This is a genomic window from Acidovorax radicis N35 (assembly GCF_000204195.1).
GTDB lineage: Bacteria > Pseudomonadota > Gammaproteobacteria > Burkholderiales > Burkholderiaceae_C > Acidovorax > Acidovorax radicis.
In genome coordinates, this window is record NZ_AFBG01000020.1 from 351,545 (window position 1) to 366,879 (window position 15,335).

The following is a 15,335-nucleotide window of genomic DNA, read 5'->3' on the forward strand; positions in this document are numbered from 1 at the left end:
CTGGTTGCCCCGTTCATGTTGATCGCTAAGGAAGCACACCCCATCGTCATCATCGGCGGTGGTGTCATTGGCAGTGCGATTGCGTACTTCCTCACGCTGCAGCAACCGGGCTGCGAGGTGGTGGTGGTCGAGCGGGACCCGACCTATGCACGTGCATCGTCGGCGCTGTCGGCCAGCTCCATCCGCCAGCAGTTCTCGACGGACATCAACATCCAGATCTCGGCGTTTGGCATCGGCTTCTTGCGCAACGTGGGCACGCTGCTGGCCTGCAACGGCGATGTGCCCAACATCGGTCTGCACGAAGGCGGCTACCTGTACCTGGCCACGCAGGCGGGCGAGGCCACGCTGCGCGAGAACCATGCGTTGCAAAGGCAGTACGGTGCCGACGTGGCGCTGCTCAGCCCGCGTGAATTGGCCGAGCGCTTTCCGTGGCTGGCACTGCAGGATGTGGCGCTGGGCTCGCTGGGCCTGTCGGGCGAGGGCTGGTTTGATGGCTACCTGCTGCTGACGGCGCTGCGCAAAAAGGCGCAGAGCCAGGGCGTGCGCTATGTGGCCGATGAGGCTGTGGGCCTGGACACGGCGGCCAGCGACGGCGTGTTGCATGTGGATGCGGTGCGCCTGCAAAGCGGTGCCGTGCTGCCTTGCCGCTATGCCGTGAACGCCGGCGGCCCGTGGGCTGCAGCGATAGCGGGCTGGGCGGGTATTGATTTGCCCGTGGTGGGTAAACGCCGCACGGTATTCAATCTGGCCAGCCCTGCCGCTCTGCCGGGCTGCCCGCTGCTCATCGACACAAGCGGCATTTGGCTGCGGCCGGAGGGAAAGGGCTTTATCTGCGGCTTTGCACCCGATGCCGACAACGACGCCGACTTTGCCCCGCTGGAGCCCGAGTACGACGCGTTTGACAACCACATCTGGCCCCTGCTTGCCGAGCGCATCCCGGGCTTTGAAGCGCTGCGCATGCAGGGCGCCTGGGCGGGCTACTACGAGATGAACACCTTCGACCACAACGCCATCGTGGGCCTGCACCCGGCGTGCGACAACCTGGTGTTCGCCAATGGCTTTTCGGGCCACGGCCTGCAGCAGTGCCCGGCCGTGGGGCGTGGCTTGGCGGAGTGGATGCTGACGGGCGGCTACCAGAGCCTGGACCTGTCGCCGCTGTCCATCGAGCGCATTGCGCGCAACCAGCCGCTGCTGGAGAGGAACGTCATCTGAGCCTTGAGCCCCTGCGGCGATGCACCAGTGCACTGCCCGTTCGATTTTTCCTTTTTCGGTATTTCTGCTTTCGACGCTTTCCAACCTGCCAATCACAACACCACCGGAGACAACGACCATGGCAATTTCCCGCAAGACATTCACCGCGCTCGCCGCAGGGCTGGCACTGGCCTGCACGGCTTTTGCACCTGCGCACGCACAGACCCCATCCACTCCCACGCTGGAGAAGATCAAGGCATCTGGCAAGGCGGTGCTGGGCGTGCGCGAGACGTCGCCGCCCATGGCCTATGCGCTGGGAGCCAACGAGAAATATGTGGGCTACCACGTGGAGCTGTGTGAGCGCGTGCTCAAGGAAATCGCGCCCGACGCCAAGCTCGAATACATGGCCGTCACCGCACAGAACACGCTGCCCCTGGTGCAGAACGGAACGCTCGACATCGGCTGCGGCCCCACCACCAACAACACAGCGCGCCAGCAGCAGGTGGCATTTGCCGTGACGACCTATGTGAGCGAAGTGCGGATGGCGGTGCGCAAGGATTCGGACCTCCAATCCATCAAGCAGCTGGCGGGCCGCACCATTGCCGCATCCACCGGCACCACGGCCGTGCAGCTGCTGCGCAAGCAAGAGCGTGCCTTGGGCGGCGCCCCCATCAAGACGGTGCTGGGCAAGGACCACCACGAGAGTTTTCTGCTGCTTGAAACAGGCCGTGCCGACGCATTTGTGCTCGACGACAACCTGCTCGCCGGGATGATTGCTAACTCCAAAGACCCATCGGCCTACCGCATCGTGGGCGAGCCGCTGGGCGCAGAGCCGATTGCACTTCTGTTCCGCAAGGACGACCCCGCCTTCAAGGCGGCGGTGGACGGCGTGCTCACCAAGTTGATGCAAAGCGGCGAGATGGAAAAGATTTACACCAAGTGGTTCGTGAACCCCATTCCGCCGAAGAACATGAGCCTGAGCCTGCCGCTGGGCACCACGCTGCGCCAGCTGTTTGCCACGCCCAACGACAAGCCCCTGGAGACCTACCAGCAATGAACGCACCCATCCCCGCCACGGCCTTCCGCGCGGCCGATCGCATCAGCGCCATCGGTGTGTCCGACATCGTGCGCATCACCCAGGCTGCCAACGAACTCAAGCGCCAGGGCCAGCCTGTGATCGTGCTGGGCCTGGGCGAGCCCGACTTCGACACGCCCGCCCATGTGATTGAAGCCGCGCAGCAGGCCATGGCGCAGGGCGACACGCACTACACGGTGCTTGATGGCACGCCCGCGCTCAAGGCGGCCATCCAGCTCAAGTTCCGCCGTGATAACGGGCTGGAGTTTGCAACCAACGAAATCACGGTGGGTGCGGGCGCCAAGCAGGTCATCTACAACGCGCTGATGGCCAGCCTGAATCCTGGCGACGAGGTGATCCTGCCCGCGCCGTACTGGACATCGTATGCCGACATGGTGCTGATTGCCGGTGGCGTGCCTGTGGTGGTGCCGTGCAGCGAGGCCAACGGGTTTCGCATCACGGCCGGGCAGCTCGATGCGGCCATCACGCCACGCACGCGCTGGGTGTTCATCAATTCCCCCTCCAACCCCAGTGGCACGGCCTACAGCGCCGAGCAGCTGCGGCCCATTTTGGAGGTGGTGCTGAACCACCCGCAGGTGTGGGTGCTGGCGGACGACATCTACGAACACATCCTGTACGACGGCCATGCGTTTGCCACTCCCGTGGCGGTGCTGCCCGCACTGCGCGACCGCACCCTCACGGTGAACGGAGTCTCCAAGTCGTACGCCATGACGGGCTGGCGCCTTGGCTATGGTGCAGGCCCGCGCGCACTGATCGCGGCCATGGCTGTGGTGCAAAGCCAGGCCACATCGTGCGCGTCGTCCATCAGCCAGGCGGCGGCGGTGGCTGCGCTCACCGGCCCGCAGGACGTGGTGGCCGAGCGCTGCCGCGCGTTTCAGGCTCGGCGCGACCTGGTGGTGGAGGCCCTCAACGCATCGCCGGGCCTGCGCTGCCGCGTGCCCGAGGGGGCGTTCTACACCTTTGCCAGTTGCGAAGGCGTGCTGGGCCGCACCACACCGGGTGGCGAACTGTTGCGCACGGACGCCGATTTTTGCGACTACCTGCTGCGCGAGTTCCACGTGGCCGTGGTGCCAGGCAGCGTGCTGGGACTGGCGCCGTACTTCCGTATCTCGTACGCTGCCAGCATGGCCGACTTGCAGGAGGCCTGCGCACGCATCCAGCGCGCGTGCAAGGCGCTGTTCTGAGTTCTTGTTTTTTGTGAAATGACCGTCTGACATGACCACCGCACCCACCACCTCCCGCACCGGCGGCCAGATCCTGGTCAGCCAACTCATCACCCATGGCGTGAAACAACTGTTTTGCGTGCCGGGCGAGAGCTACCTGGCCGTGCTCGATGCCCTGCACGATGCAGACATCGGCGTGACGGTGTGCCGCCAGGAAGGCGGCGCGGCCATGATGGCCGAGGCGCAGGGCAAGCTCACCGGCCAGCCCGGCATCTGCTTTGTGACACGCGGGCCGGGCGCCACCAATGCGTCGGCCGGTGTGCACATCGCGCACCAGGACTCCACACCGATGATCCTGTTCGTGGGCCAGGTGGCACGTGGGGCCATGGGGCGCGAGGCGTTCCAGGAGCTCGACTACAGCGCGGTGTTCGGCACCATGGCCAAGTGGGTCGTGCAGATCGACGACCCGGCGCGCGTGCCCGAGCTGATCTCTCGGGCCTTCCATGTGGCCACGTCTGGACGACCCGGCCCCGTGGTGGTGGCATTGCCGGAAGACATGCTGACCGAAGCCACCACGGTGGCCGATGCGCTGCCCTACCAAGTGACCGAAACGCACCCCGGCCCGGCACAGATGGCCGAGTTGGCTGAGCGTTTGAAGGCCGCGCACCAGCCGGTGGCGATCCTGGGTGGCAGCCGATGGTCCGAGCAGGCGGTGCGCGAGTTTGTGGCGTTCGCTTCAGATTGGTCGCTGCCGGTGTACTGCTCATTCAGGCGGCAGATGCTCTTCCCGGCCAACCATGCCTGCTACGGCGGCGACCTGGGCCTGGGCGTGAACCCGCGCCTGCTGGCGCGCGTCCGTGCGTCAGACCTGGTGCTGGTGGTGGGCGGGCGCCTGTCCGAGGTGCCGTCGCAAGGGTATGAGCTGTTTGCTGTCCCCAACCCCACACAGCCGCTGGTGCATGTGCATGCTGACGCGGATGAACTGGGCAAGCTCTACCGCCCCGCGCAGGCCATCCACGCCACGCCGCAGGCATTCACGGCGGCGCTGGCGGGTGTGCGGCCTGCTGGGGCCGTGGCCTGGCATGCCCATGCAGAGATGGCGCGGTCTGAATACCTGGCCTGGAGCGACACCGACCCTATCCACATCCCGGGTGAGCTGCAGATGGGCCAGGTGATGCAGCACCTCAAAGACGTGCTGCCCGCCGACACCATCTTCTGCAACGGTGCCGGCAACTTTGCCACCTGGGTGCACCGCTTCTGGCCGTTCACCACCTATGCGAGCCAGCTCGCACCCACCAGCGGATCGATGGGTTACGGCCTGCCCGCCGGTGTGGGCGGCAAGCGGCTGTGGCCGCAGCGCGAGGTGGTGGTGTTTGCGGGTGATGGCGACTTCCTCATGCATGGCCAGGAATTCGCGACTGCCGTGCAATACGGCCTGCCCATCATCGTGGTGCTGCTGGACAACGCCATGTACGGCACCATCCGCATGCACCAGGAGCGCGAGTACCCCGGTCGCGTCAGTGCCACGCAACTCAAGAACCCCGACTTCAAGGCCTACGCCCAGGCCTTTGGCGGACATGGCGAGCGCGTGGAGCGCACCGAAGACTTTGCCCCCGCCCTGGCCCGCGCCCGTGCGAGTGGTTTGCCCAGCGTGCTGCACTGCCTGATCGACCCCGAGGCGATCACGCCCACGGGCACGTTGCAGGGGATTCGCAGCGCGGCCATGGCGAAGCGCTGAAGCGCCGGATGAAGGAGCCGTTTATTCATGGAGTTTGCGGTGTTCCGTAAAAACCAAGATCTATGAATTTTCAGAGGGTTGAGAGCAGCGGCATCTGGGTGTGGTTGGCAGCAGCCTGGCAGCCCGCCGCGCACAATAGCGGGCGTGACTGTCTCAGCGCCTGATTTCCCTGACAACGAGCCCGCCCCTGGCGCCCAGCCTGGGCACCCGGGGCAGCGGCTGCGCCGCATCGCCCACCTCGACATGGATGCTTTTTTTGCATCTGTCGAACTGCTGCGCTACCCGCAGCTCAAGGGACTGCCCGTGGTGATCGGCGGCGGGCGGCGCAAGGTGGATGAATTGCTGCTGCAAGGCCCGGATGGCACAGGCTTGCGCGAGCGGCATTTCATCCCGGTGGAGGACTTCCCGCTGCTCAAGGACTATGTGGGCCGGGGCGTGATCACCACCGCCACCTATCCGGCGCGGCAGTTTGGCGTGGGCTCGGCCATGGGCATGATGAAAGCCGCCAAGCTGTGTCCGCAGGCCATTGTGTTGCCCGTGGACTTTGACGAGGTGCGCCGGTTTTCACGCCTGTTCAAAAGTACGATCACCGAGATCGCACCGGTAATGCAGGACCGGGGCGTGGACGAGGTGTACATCGACTTCACCGATGTACCCGGCGGCCAGCGGGAAGGGGGCCGGGTGCTGGCGCGGCTCATTCAGAAAAGCATCTTTGACGTGACTGGGCTCACTTGCTCCATCGGCGTGGCGCCCAACCGGCTGCTGGCCAAGATGGCGAGCGAGTTCAACAAGCCCAACGGCATTTCCATCGTTTACGAGGAAGACCTGCAGGGCAAGATCTGGCCGCTGCATGTGCGCAAGATCAACGGCATTGGCCCCAAGGCGGGTGAGAAACTGGCGCGGCTGGGCATAGAGACCATCGGGCAGCTGGCGGCGCAGGATGCGCAATGGCTGATGGGCCATTTTGGCAAGTCCACCGGGGCGTGGATGCACCGCGTGTCGTGGGGGCGCGACGACAGCCCGGTGGTGACCGAAAGCGAGCCCGTGAGCATGAGCCGCGAGACCACGTTTGACCGCGACCTGCACGCCGTGCGCGACCGGGCCGAGCTGGGAGCGATCTTTACCGACCTGTGTTTGCGCCTGGCCGAAGATCTGCAGCGCAAGGGCTATGTGGCGCGCACCATCGGCATCAAGCTGCGCTACGACGACTTCAAGATTGCCACGCGCGACCACACGGCCAACATCTACACGGCGGACGGCGCCACCATCCGCCAGCTGGCCGGGCAGTGTCTCAAGCGTGTGCCGCTGGACAAGCGCCTGCGCCTGCTGGGTGTACGGGCCAGCACGTTGGCGCGGCGGGGGGAAGAGCCGGTGACGGAACCGCGGGCTGGGGCAACGGCAGAAACGCGTCGGCGCAAACCAAGCCCTGCGGACGGCACAGAGGGTGCAGGTGGCACGGCGCAGCTTTTCTAGGGCGTTTGCGACATCGCGGCATCGAGAGGTGCGGTGGCAATCGGCGTAAACACCCACAGCGCGGCCTGCCTGCAACCCCTGCTGCGTTCCTATACTCGCCCGCATATGGCCACTGCCACCGATGTCCCCTCTACCAACCTGCAGGCATTGATCCACGCCGCCGCCGGGGGAGACCACGCCGCCTTCGCGCAGGTCTACCAGCGCACCCATGTGCATCTGTTTGGGGTGGCCGTTCGTATGTTGGGGCAAGGACAGGCGGCCGAGGATGTGCTGCAAGAGGCGTATGTGAGCATCTGGAAAAACGCTGGAAGCTACCGCAGCGAGGTGGGCGGGCAGCCCATCCAGCCTATGACATGGTTGATTGCCATCGTGCGCAACAAGGCGCTGGACGCCTTGCGTGCCCGTGCGCGGCGGCCAGAAAGCGCCTGGCACGACACCGCAGAGCTTGCCGGCAGCGATGGGGATGGCAGCGACGCGTCGGGTGCTGCGTCTGCATTGACGCCCGCACCCAGCGCGCTGCATTTGCTGGAGCAGGCTACCCAGGCATTGCGTATCGAAGGCTGCATGAATGCCCTGGAGGGGAGCTACCGGCAAAGCCTTGCGCTGGCCTACTACCAGGGCCTGTCGCATTCCGAGGTGGCGGCGCAGATGGGAGCGCCGCTGGGTTCGGTCAAGGCATGGATTCGGCGGGGCCTGGAACGCCTGAAGAACTGCCTGGCCACGCAAGGGGTGGGCGCATGAGGTACACCCACCCCGCGCTGCTGGACCACCTGGCGTCTGCCTATGTGCTGGGCACGCTGGGCGGTGGCGCGCGCCGCCGCTTTGAGCGGCTGCTGCGTGATCGCAGCGACGTGCAGTTGCTGGTGGCGCAGTGGGAAGGGCGGCTGGGGATGCTGGCCAGTTCGGTGCCGGTGCAACAGCCACCGCCGCGCGTGTGGGCCGCCATTGAGGCGCGCACCCGGCCTCGCGATGTGAAAGCGGCAGCCACACAAGGCGGTTGGGCCGGTGCGCTGTGGCGGCGCAATGGCGTATTGCAGGGCTTTGCGGGTGTGGCGTTGGGTGTGATTGGCACCGTGGCCCTGGTGGTCGCGGTGCCAACCTTGTTTGTGTCGAGCGACCAGGTGGCCCTGCGCGCAGGGGACAAACTGCCGCAGGCCTATGTGGGCCTGCTGACGGACGCTGCGGGCAACGGCAAGGTGCTGGTGAGTTCGCTGCGCCATGGGCGCACGCTGACGGTGAAGGTCATCGGGCCTATCACGCTTCCCGCGACTGTGGCTGGCGCAGCCCCGCAGTTGGTGCTGTGGGCGGTGCCAGCCGATGGCGCGCCGTTTGTGCTGGGCACGGTGCCGGTGGCGGGTTCTGCGGTGTCGGTGTTGCCCGATACGTCAGAGAAGCTGCTGCTCAAGGTCAGCAAACTCATGGTGACGCTGGAGACATCGGCAACGCCGCAGGTGCCCAGCAGCACCGTGCTCTTCACCGGTAACTGCGCCAAGCTGTGGTGAGTGGCGCAAGGCTCCCATCGGCTTTGCAAAAATAATTGTCCGGCGCTGCATCCATTTTGCATTCCGTGTCGTTTGTCCGAGGTGCCGGTCTCCGGCATGGGGCCAGCGCGGCCTCCTACCTTTCCCACTTCACGTTTTTCAGGAGCCTCCCATGCCTTCATTTTCTGTTCGCCCCTTGATGTCTGTGCCCCTGCTGAGCCTGGCGCTGGTGCTGGTGCCCGTGTTGGCACTGCCCATGGCCCACGCGGCCGATATGCCCACCACGCCAGTGGAGAACGCACGCATTGACGACTTTGCCGTGGGCAAAAAAGCCATCGAAGCCAAGAACTGGGCGCTGGCGGCCAGCAGCTTCAGCAAGGTGGTGGCCCAGAACCCGCAGAACGCAGACGCCTACAACCTGCTGGGCTACTCCAACCGTTGGCTCGGCAAATACGACGAGGCTTTTGCGGCCTACAACAAGGCCCTGGCGCTGGACCCTCGCCACAAGGGCGCGCTGGAATACTCGGGCATGGGCTACCTCAAGGTGGGCCAAAAGGCGCAGGCCGAAGCCCAGCTCGCCAAGCTGCAGGCCATCTGCGCGCAGTGCGAGGAAACCACCGATCTGGCCAAGGCCATTGCGGCCTACAAGCCCGCGCAGTAACACTGGCTGGCCTTGGGAGTCACCCGGCAGGTGGGTGGGCGGTTGTTGCCCGGGGTGATGGCGCACCGCCCTTCCTTTCCGGTATTTCTTGACGAATTCTTACTCGTAACTTACAGTGAATTTCCCCGTTTTCCGGGAGATTCCCATGACCCTGAACGAGCTGCAACGCATCAAGCAATGGCATGTGGTGCACAAGGCCGACCATCCGCTCGAATACCACCTTTGGGATCTGGTGCTGACGCTCTGGATGCTGGGCTGGGTGGGCTGGTTTCCCATCTTTGCTTTTGGCGAGCCGTTGACTGCGCCGCTGTGCATGATGGGGATCTTCGGGCCCAGCCTCTATGTCAGCTGGCGAACGCGCGCGCACTTGCGCCACACCTTGCGGTGCGACTGGATCGATGCGCGGGGCTGATGGATTGCGGGGCTATTGCCGCGCCGTGCGCACGTTGCGCGGCAGGCCTTGCGGGTGGCTGGTGCGCAGCGGGTTGATGTCGAGCCCGCCCCGGCGCGTGTAGCGCGCATACACCGTGAGCTTGATGGGTTTGCAGCGTGTCCAGATGTCCATGAAGATGCGCTCCACGCACTGTTCGTGAAATTCGTTGTGGTTGCGAAAACTCACCAAGTACTGCAGCAGGCCTTCCTGGTTGATCTGCGGGCCGCTGTAGCTGATCTGCACGCTGCCCCAGTCGGGCTGGCCGGTGACCAGGCAGTTGCTCTTGAGCAGGTTGCTGGTCAGGACTTCGGACACGGGGGGCTGGTCAAACTCCGCAGTCAGCAGCTCGGGCGCGGGCTGGTATTGCGTGCATTCCACATCCAGCCGATCAAGGCTCAGGCCGTCGAGTTCGTGCACGGGCTCCTGGTCGAACAGCTCGGGGCTGAGAAGCCTCACGCCCACGGTGGCCGGGTGCTCTGCCCCGCGCCACACGGCTTCGCTGATGTCGGCACGGATGCGGGCCTGCACTTCGGCCGCATCGGCAAAGCGGGTGTTGTTGAAGCTGTTCAAGTACAGCTTGAACGACTTGCTCTCCACGATGTTGGGCGTCTCGCACGGCACGGTGATGTGCGCCAGCGCCACCTGCGGCTTGCCGCGCTGGTTGAGCCATGACAGCTCGAACGCTGTCCACAGGTCGGCCCCGAAGAAAGGCGCGGCGCCAGTGATGCCGATCTCGGCCCGCTTGCCCGCGCGGGGGATGGGGAACAGCAATGAGGCGTCGTACTGGTCGATGTAGGCCGATGCCTTGCCGAGCTGGGATTGTTCCGGGGTGTTCATGAGTACTATTAAATTGATAGCTATTGGCGCAATATGGATAAGCGCTAGGGTCTATTTTTATTTGAATTCCCGCTCGCGCAACCACTTGGTGGCAATCCACTTCTCGCCCGCGAGCACCGGCGCGCCGCCGTGCAGGGTGCGGGTGGACGGGTGCGGGCGTTCGTAGCTGAAGAACACCGCGTTGCCGCGTTGGGGCGCCACCTCTACATGCACATCGGGGAAGGTAGTGCCACCGCCTTTTTCGGGGGTGTTCAGGTACATCACGAGGGTGCCCACACGCTGGCCACCGCGTTTGACGATGGTGGGCGTGCCGGGCTCGGCGGGGTCAAAGTAGTCGTAGTGCGGCTTGTATTCGGCGCCGGGGCGGTAGTGCAGCACTTGCAGGCCCTCGCCGTTTTCGATGGGCCAGTTCAGCAGGCGGGCGATGCGTTCTTCGATGCGCTGGATCAGCGGGCTCTGGCCGCGCTGAAAGAACATGCCGTCGCTGGTGCGGTCATCATTGATTTCCTCGCCGCCCGTCTTGGTGGCCACGGTGAGCGAGCGCGCCATGCGCGGCGCTGCGTCGGCGATCAGGGCGTCGCATTCTTCGGGCGAGAGCAGGTTGCCGAACACCACCACCCGCGGCTGGGCGATGGCCAGCAGCACGTTCACGGTGCGGTCACCGCAGTCCACCTGGGCGGGGGAGTCATGAAGCCGGGGCTCGGGCACAGGCACTGCGGCGGGCTGGCCTTGTCGCTCGGCCAACTCGTTCAAATGGTCCTGCAGCGTGACTTCCAGCGCGTCGGCGGCCACGTCTTCATCCCAGCCCGCATCGCGCATGGACTGCAGCACCACGGGCGCGGCGTAGCCAGCCTGGGCCTGTTCGATGATCCAGCGGCGCAGCTCGGGCGTGATGGCCTGCCGTGTGGTGCTGGAGCGCTGGGTGGTTGCGGTGCTGCTGTCCGGGTGCTGCTCAGAACGCGATGCCATGGCGGTCCTTCAACATGGGTGGATTCTTGGGGTTTACGCCGTGGGCGTCTTGCGCCTAAAGACAAGGCGCTCGGGTTCGGATGATGCCGGGGCAAAGGCATAGCCGTCCAGATCAAATCCTTCCAGCTTGTGCGGTGTGGCCACGCGGTGCGTGATGGCATAGCGTGCCATCAGGCCCCGCGCGCGTTTGGCGTGAAAGCTGATGATCTTGTAGGCGCCGCCTTTCCAGTCCTCGAACACACATTCGATGACACGCGCCTTGAGCGCCTTGCGGTCTACGGATTTGAAGTACTCCTGCGACGCCAGGTTGACCACCACGGGCGTGGTGTCGGCGCGCAGGCGGGTGTTGAGATGCTCGGCAATCTGGCTGCCCCAGAACTGGTACAGATTGCTGCCTGCTGCCGTGGCCAGGCGGGTGCCCATCTCCAGGCGGTAGGGCTGCATGCGATCGAGTGGCCGCAGCACGCCATACAGCCCGCTGAGGATGGCCACATGGGTCTGGGCCCAGTCCAGGTCCTGGGGCGCCAGCGTGCGGGCTTCCAGCCCTTCGTACACATCACCGTTGAAGGCCAGCAGCGCCTGTCGCGAGTTGGTGGCCGTGAAACGCGGGCGCCAGGCTTGGTAGCGCGCCACGTTGAGCGCCGCGAGTTTGTCGCTCAGGTCCATCAGCGAGGCGATCTGCTGGGGGGATTGCGCGCGCAGCACCTCGATGAGGGCCGCGGATTGCGCCACGAACTGGGGCGTTGTGTGCGGCAGGCCTTCGGGCAAGGGCGTGTTGTAGTCGAGCGATTTGGCGGGAGACAGCAGGAACAGCATGGGCGGCGGAAGGTCCGTGGATCTCGAAGGGTGAAGCAGGCGGGGCGGTGCAGAGAGTGGCAGCCAGGGGCCAGGGCGGCTTGAAATGGTACCTGTTGAAAGGCTGTCTTCGGGCGCTGACGGGTATTTGGCAGGCGCCCATAAAAGAAGGCGGCCAGGGCCGCCTTCTTTGTGGAAGGCTGCGGCCCCGGGGGGGCGCAGCCGTTTCAGGGCATCAAGCCGCCGGTGGCTGCTCAAAAGGCAGCTTCATGGCCGACAGGTCGCGGCGGGTTTCCACCAGCACCAGAGGGCCTTCATCCAGCACCACGGCCGGTGGGCGCTCACGCGGCACGCGGATGGGTTTGGGTTCTGCGGCAATCGCGGCCTGGACGGCTGCGATCTTGTCGACGTCGGAGTTCACCCACTGCAGGCCCGATGCGGCAGCAACCTGCTGCAGTTCATCAATGGGCAGTGCGAACGTCTGGACGCGTGGCAGGCCACTCGCTGCGGGTGCTGCGGTGGGCGCCACTGGCGCTGCAGCGGCCACAGCGGGAGCCCGGGCGGCTGCGACAGGCGCTGCTGCAACGGCAGGTGCTGGCGCAGCCGCCACCGGGGCCACTGGCGCAGCGGCAGGCGCAGCAACGGGTGCCGGTGCAGCGGCCTCGGCAACAGCCACCGGCGCTGCGGTGGGTGCAGCTTGCTCTGCGGCGGGGGCGCTGAAGTAGCTGCGGCGCGGAGCCTCGTCCTGTGCGGGCGCGGGTTCGGCTTGCGTGGGGTCGAAATCCAGCATCGCTGGTGCTGCAGCTTCAGCGCCGGTGTTGTCGCGCGGACCCCGTTCGCCACGCTCGCGGCGGTCACGGCCGTAGCGGTCGCGCGAACGGCGCTCGCGGCGCTGCTCTTCTGCGGCGGCACCGTTGCCGTTGGGCTGGGCGTCGCTGCCGGTCAGGTCCAGGTCGGGCAGTGCAGCCAGCGGCGCAGTGTCCACAAAGTCGCCGGGCGCAGCGGCTGCGGCGGTTTCCTGGGCTTCCACGGCGCGGGGCGTGCGTTCACCACGTTCGCCACGGTTGCCGCGATCACCACGCTCACGGCGCGGGCCACGTTCGCCACGGGGCTGCTGGGCGGGATTGCCTTCTGTGTTGTTGCCGTTGTTGCCGGCATTGGGGCCTTCCACCTGCGCATTGGCAGCCGCGGTGTTGTCACCGTTCAGCCCGGCGTTCTGGTTGCGCGGCTCGGTGTCGCGGCGGCCACGGCCACCTTCACGTCCTTCGCGTCCATTGCGGCCACCTTCGCGCCCTTCACGGGCCTCGCCTTCGGGGCGGCGTTCTGCGTCACGCGGTGGGCGGCTCTCTGCGTCGCGGGGTGCGCGGCCTTCGGCCGAGCGTTCGCCACGGCGGCCTCGGCCTTCGCCGGTGCCTTCGCGGTTGCCGTCACGGGGCGCGCCTTCGCGCTGGCCGTCCCGGTTGCCATCGCGGCCACCACGGCGGCCACGGCCTTCACCGTTGCGTCCATCGCGGCGGGGTTCGCCACGGCCGGTGGTTTCTGGGGCGGCTGCCGGTGCGGGTGCTGCCACGGGGGCAGGGGCTGCCGGTGCAGCGCTGCCGCCGAACAGGCTCTTGATCCACCCAAAGAAGCCTTGCTCTTGCGGTGCCGCGGCAACCGGGGCAGGGGCTGCCACAGGTGCGGGGGCTGGCGCAGTCGCAGCGGCTGGGCGTTGGCCGGCGCGTGGTGGGCGGGTGGCACCTTCAGCGCGGGGCTCGGCCGTCGGGGCGGGGGCGTCAGGGAGCACGCCCTTGATCACCGGGGTCTGCTTGTTGGTGGGCTCTTGCGAGCGGCGCGTCACGGCCGTGGGGTCTTCCACTTCTTCGGCGAGCTTGTAGCTGGCTTCGATGTGGTCCAGGCGCGGGTCGTCGTGCTTGAGGCGTTCCAGGCGGTAGTTGGGGGTTTCCAGCGTCTTGTTGGGCACCATCAGCACGGCCACGCGCTGCTTGAGTTCGATCTTGGCGATCTCGGTGCGCTTTTCGTTGAGCAGGAACGAGGCCACTTCCACCGGCACCTGGCAGTGCACGGCGGCCGTGTTGTCCTTCATCGATTCTTCTTGAATGATCCGCAGGATCTGCAGCGCCGACGATTCAGTGTCGCGGATGTGGCCCGAGCCGCCGCAGCGGGGGCAGGGGATGGACGAGCCTTCGGACAGGGCGGGTTTCAGGCGCTGGCGGCTCATTTCCATGAGGCCGAACTTGCTGATGGTGCCGAACTGCACGCGGGCACGGTCCTGGCGCAACGCATCGCGCAGGCGGTTTTCCACTTCGCGGCGGTTCTTCGACTCTTCCATGTCGATGAAGTCGATGACGATCAGGCCGCCCAGGTCGCGCAGGCGCATCTGGCGGGCCACTTCGTCGGCGGCTTCCAGGTTGGTGCGGGTGGCGGTTTCCTCGATGTCGCCGCCCTTGATGGCGCGTGCCGAGTTCACGTCCACGCTGACCAGCGCTTCGGTGTGGTCGATCACGATGGCGCCGCCCGAGGGCAGCTGCACGGTGCGGGCGTAGGCCGATTCGATCTGGTGCTCGATCTGGAAGCGGCTGAACAGGGCGGCGTCGTCGCGGTAGCGCTTCACGCGGGCGGCATGTTCGGGCATGACGTGCGCCATGAACTGCTGCGCCTGTTCGTAGATGTCGTCGGTATCGATGAGGATGTCACCGATGTCGTTGTTGAAGTAGTCGCGGATCGCGCGGATGACGAGCGAAGATTCCTGGTAGATCAGGAAGGCGCCCTTGCCGCCCTTGCCAGCGCCGTCAATCGCGGTCCACAGCTTGAGCAGGTAGTTCAGGTCCCACTGCAGCTCGGGCGCGGTGCGGCCAATGCCGGCCGTGCGCGCGATGATGGACATGCCATTGGGGTATTCCAGCTGGTCCATCGCCTCCTTGAGCTCGGCGCGGTCCTCGCCCTCGATGCGGCGCGATACGCCACCGCCACGGGGGTTGTTGGGCATCAGCACGACGTAGCGGCCGGCCAGCGAGACGAAGGTGGTCAGCGCCGCGCCCTTGTTGCCGCGCTCTTCCTTTTCGACCTGGACCAGCAGCTCCTGGCCTTCGCGGATCACTTCATTGATGCGCGCCTGGCTGGGCGAGACACCGGGGGTGAAGTAGCTGCGCGAGATTTCCTTGAACGGCAGGAAGCCGTGGCGGTCTTCGCCGTAGTCGACGAAGCAGGCTTCCAGCGAGGGCTCGACGCGCGTGACGACGGCCTTGTAGATGTTGCCCTTGCGCTGTTCACGCCCTTCGATTTCGATTTCGTAGTCGAGGAGCTTTTGTCCGTCGACGATGGCCAGGCGCCGTTCTTCGGGCTGCGTGGCGTTGATGAGCATCCGCTTCATGATGCGATTCCTTCAGTGTTTCGCGGACAGCAGCGGTGCAGCCAACCTGACCAGCAGGGAGGGCTGCGCGGGCTGCCGCCCACAGTTTCCAAACCAATACAACAAGCTCTACAGGAGCTGTGAAT

At 65.8% G+C, this 15,335-nt stretch carries 13 protein-coding genes; 9 read left to right on the plus strand and 4 right to left on the minus strand.

Annotated features, from left to right (window positions below; all coding sequences use genetic code 11):
- Positions 1-15: 15 nt before the first annotated feature.
- The 9 genes from ARADN35_RS0115385 to ARADN35_RS0115425 all read left to right on the plus strand — a co-directional run bounded on the left by ARADN35_RS0115385 (position 16) and on the right by ARADN35_RS0115425 (position 9,215).
- Positions 16-1,212 carry an NAD(P)/FAD-dependent oxidoreductase gene (locus tag ARADN35_RS0115385; protein ID WP_010463677.1) on the plus strand — a complete coding sequence of 399 codons (1,197 nt, stop codon included), beginning with the start codon at positions 16-18 and terminating at the stop codon, positions 1,210-1,212.
- A gap of 118 nt (positions 1,213-1,330) precedes the next feature.
- Positions 1,331-2,248, plus strand: a complete 918-nt coding sequence (locus tag ARADN35_RS0115390; RefSeq protein ID WP_010463679.1) for an amino acid ABC transporter substrate-binding protein — start codon at positions 1,331-1,333, stop codon at positions 2,246-2,248.
- Complete coding sequence (locus ARADN35_RS0115395) at positions 2,245-3,471, plus strand: pyridoxal phosphate-dependent aminotransferase (RefSeq protein ID WP_010463681.1); 1,227 nt, start codon at positions 2,245-2,247, stop codon at positions 3,469-3,471. The genes ARADN35_RS0115390 and ARADN35_RS0115395 overlap by 4 nt, the downstream gene beginning before the upstream one ends.
- 31 nt (positions 3,472-3,502) lie before the next feature.
- A complete protein-coding gene (locus ARADN35_RS0115400; protein ID WP_010463683.1) occupies positions 3,503-5,188 on the plus strand; it encodes a thiamine pyrophosphate-binding protein in 1,686 nt (561 codons plus the stop codon).
- Positions 5,189-5,431: 243 nt separating this feature from the next.
- Positions 5,432-6,661 carry a Y-family DNA polymerase gene (locus ARADN35_RS26455; protein ID WP_010463685.1) on the plus strand — a complete coding sequence of 410 codons (1,230 nt, stop codon included), beginning with the start codon at positions 5,432-5,434 and terminating at the stop codon, positions 6,659-6,661.
- 105 nt (positions 6,662-6,766) lie between these two features.
- On the plus strand, positions 6,767-7,402 hold the full coding sequence (locus ARADN35_RS0115410) for an RNA polymerase sigma factor (RefSeq protein WP_010463687.1): 636 nt from the start codon (positions 6,767-6,769) through the stop codon (positions 7,400-7,402).
- Entirely contained in the window at positions 7,399-8,163 is a 765-nt protein-coding gene (locus ARADN35_RS0115415; protein ID WP_010463689.1) for an anti-sigma factor, read from the plus strand. The genes ARADN35_RS0115410 and ARADN35_RS0115415 overlap by 4 nt, the downstream gene beginning before the upstream one ends.
- A gap of 151 nt (positions 8,164-8,314) precedes the next feature.
- Positions 8,315-8,803: a tetratricopeptide repeat protein gene (locus ARADN35_RS0115420; RefSeq protein WP_010463691.1), complete on the plus strand. Its 489-nt coding sequence runs from the start codon at positions 8,315-8,317 to the stop codon at positions 8,801-8,803.
- A 145-nt stretch (positions 8,804-8,948) separates the two neighbouring features.
- On the plus strand, positions 8,949-9,215 hold the full coding sequence (locus ARADN35_RS0115425; protein WP_010463693.1) for a hypothetical protein: 267 nt from the start codon (positions 8,949-8,951) through the stop codon (positions 9,213-9,215).
- 12 nt (positions 9,216-9,227) lie between these two features.
- Here ARADN35_RS0115425 and queF read toward each other — a convergent pair whose 3' ends face one another.
- The 4 genes from queF to ARADN35_RS0115445 form a co-directional block, all read right to left on the minus strand.
- Positions 9,228-10,073, minus strand: a complete 846-nt coding sequence (queF, locus tag ARADN35_RS0115430) for an NADPH-dependent 7-cyano-7-deazaguanine reductase QueF (protein WP_010463695.1) — start codon at positions 10,071-10,073, stop codon at positions 9,228-9,230.
- A gap of 57 nt (positions 10,074-10,130) precedes the next feature.
- Positions 10,131-11,042 carry a 2OG-Fe(II) oxygenase gene (locus ARADN35_RS0115435; RefSeq protein WP_010463697.1) on the minus strand — a complete coding sequence of 304 codons (912 nt, stop codon included), beginning with the start codon at positions 11,040-11,042 and terminating at the stop codon, positions 10,131-10,133.
- 33 nt (positions 11,043-11,075) lie between these two features.
- Positions 11,076-11,858, minus strand: a complete 783-nt coding sequence (gene yaaA / locus ARADN35_RS0115440) for a peroxide stress protein YaaA (RefSeq protein ID WP_010463699.1) — start codon at positions 11,856-11,858, stop codon at positions 11,076-11,078.
- 214 nt (positions 11,859-12,072) lie between these two features.
- On the minus strand, positions 12,073-15,210 hold the full coding sequence (locus ARADN35_RS0115445; RefSeq protein WP_010463702.1) for an Rne/Rng family ribonuclease: 3,138 nt from the start codon (positions 15,208-15,210) through the stop codon (positions 12,073-12,075).
- Between the last annotated feature and the right edge of the window lie 125 nt (positions 15,211-15,335).

What these genes read in the sequence shown, in the direction of transcription:
- ARADN35_RS0115385 (WP_010463677.1), top strand. Translation starts at nt 16, where the DNA reads ATGTTGATCGCTAAGGAAGCACACCCCATCGTCATCATCGGCGGTGGT.
- ARADN35_RS0115390 (WP_010463679.1), top strand. Translation starts at nt 1,331, where the DNA reads ATGGCAATTTCCCGCAAGACATTCACCGCGCTCGCCGCAGGGCTGGCA.
- ARADN35_RS0115395 (WP_010463681.1), top strand. Translation starts at nt 2,245, where the DNA reads ATGAACGCACCCATCCCCGCCACGGCCTTCCGCGCGGCCGATCGCATC.
- ARADN35_RS0115400 (WP_010463683.1), top strand. Translation starts at nt 3,503, where the DNA reads ATGACCACCGCACCCACCACCTCCCGCACCGGCGGCCAGATCCTGGTC.
- ARADN35_RS26455 (WP_010463685.1), top strand. Translation starts at nt 5,432, where the DNA reads ATGGATGCTTTTTTTGCATCTGTCGAACTGCTGCGCTACCCGCAGCTC.
- ARADN35_RS0115410 (WP_010463687.1), top strand. Translation starts at nt 6,767, where the DNA reads ATGGCCACTGCCACCGATGTCCCCTCTACCAACCTGCAGGCATTGATC.
- ARADN35_RS0115415 (WP_010463689.1), top strand. Translation starts at nt 7,399, where the DNA reads ATGAGGTACACCCACCCCGCGCTGCTGGACCACCTGGCGTCTGCCTAT.
- ARADN35_RS0115420 (WP_010463691.1), top strand. Translation starts at nt 8,315, where the DNA reads ATGCCTTCATTTTCTGTTCGCCCCTTGATGTCTGTGCCCCTGCTGAGC.
- ARADN35_RS0115425 (WP_010463693.1), top strand. Translation starts at nt 8,949, where the DNA reads ATGACCCTGAACGAGCTGCAACGCATCAAGCAATGGCATGTGGTGCAC.
- queF (WP_010463695.1), bottom strand. Translation starts at nt 10,073, where the DNA reads ATGAACACCCCGGAACAATCCCAGCTCGGCAAGGCATCGGCCTACATC.
- ARADN35_RS0115435 (WP_010463697.1), bottom strand. Translation starts at nt 11,042, where the DNA reads ATGGCATCGCGTTCTGAGCAGCACCCGGACAGCAGCACCGCAACCACC.
- yaaA (WP_010463699.1), bottom strand. Translation starts at nt 11,858, where the DNA reads ATGCTGTTCCTGCTGTCTCCCGCCAAATCGCTCGACTACAACACGCCC.
- ARADN35_RS0115445 (WP_010463702.1), bottom strand. Translation starts at nt 15,210, where the DNA reads ATGAAGCGGATGCTCATCAACGCCACGCAGCCCGAAGAACGGCGCCTG.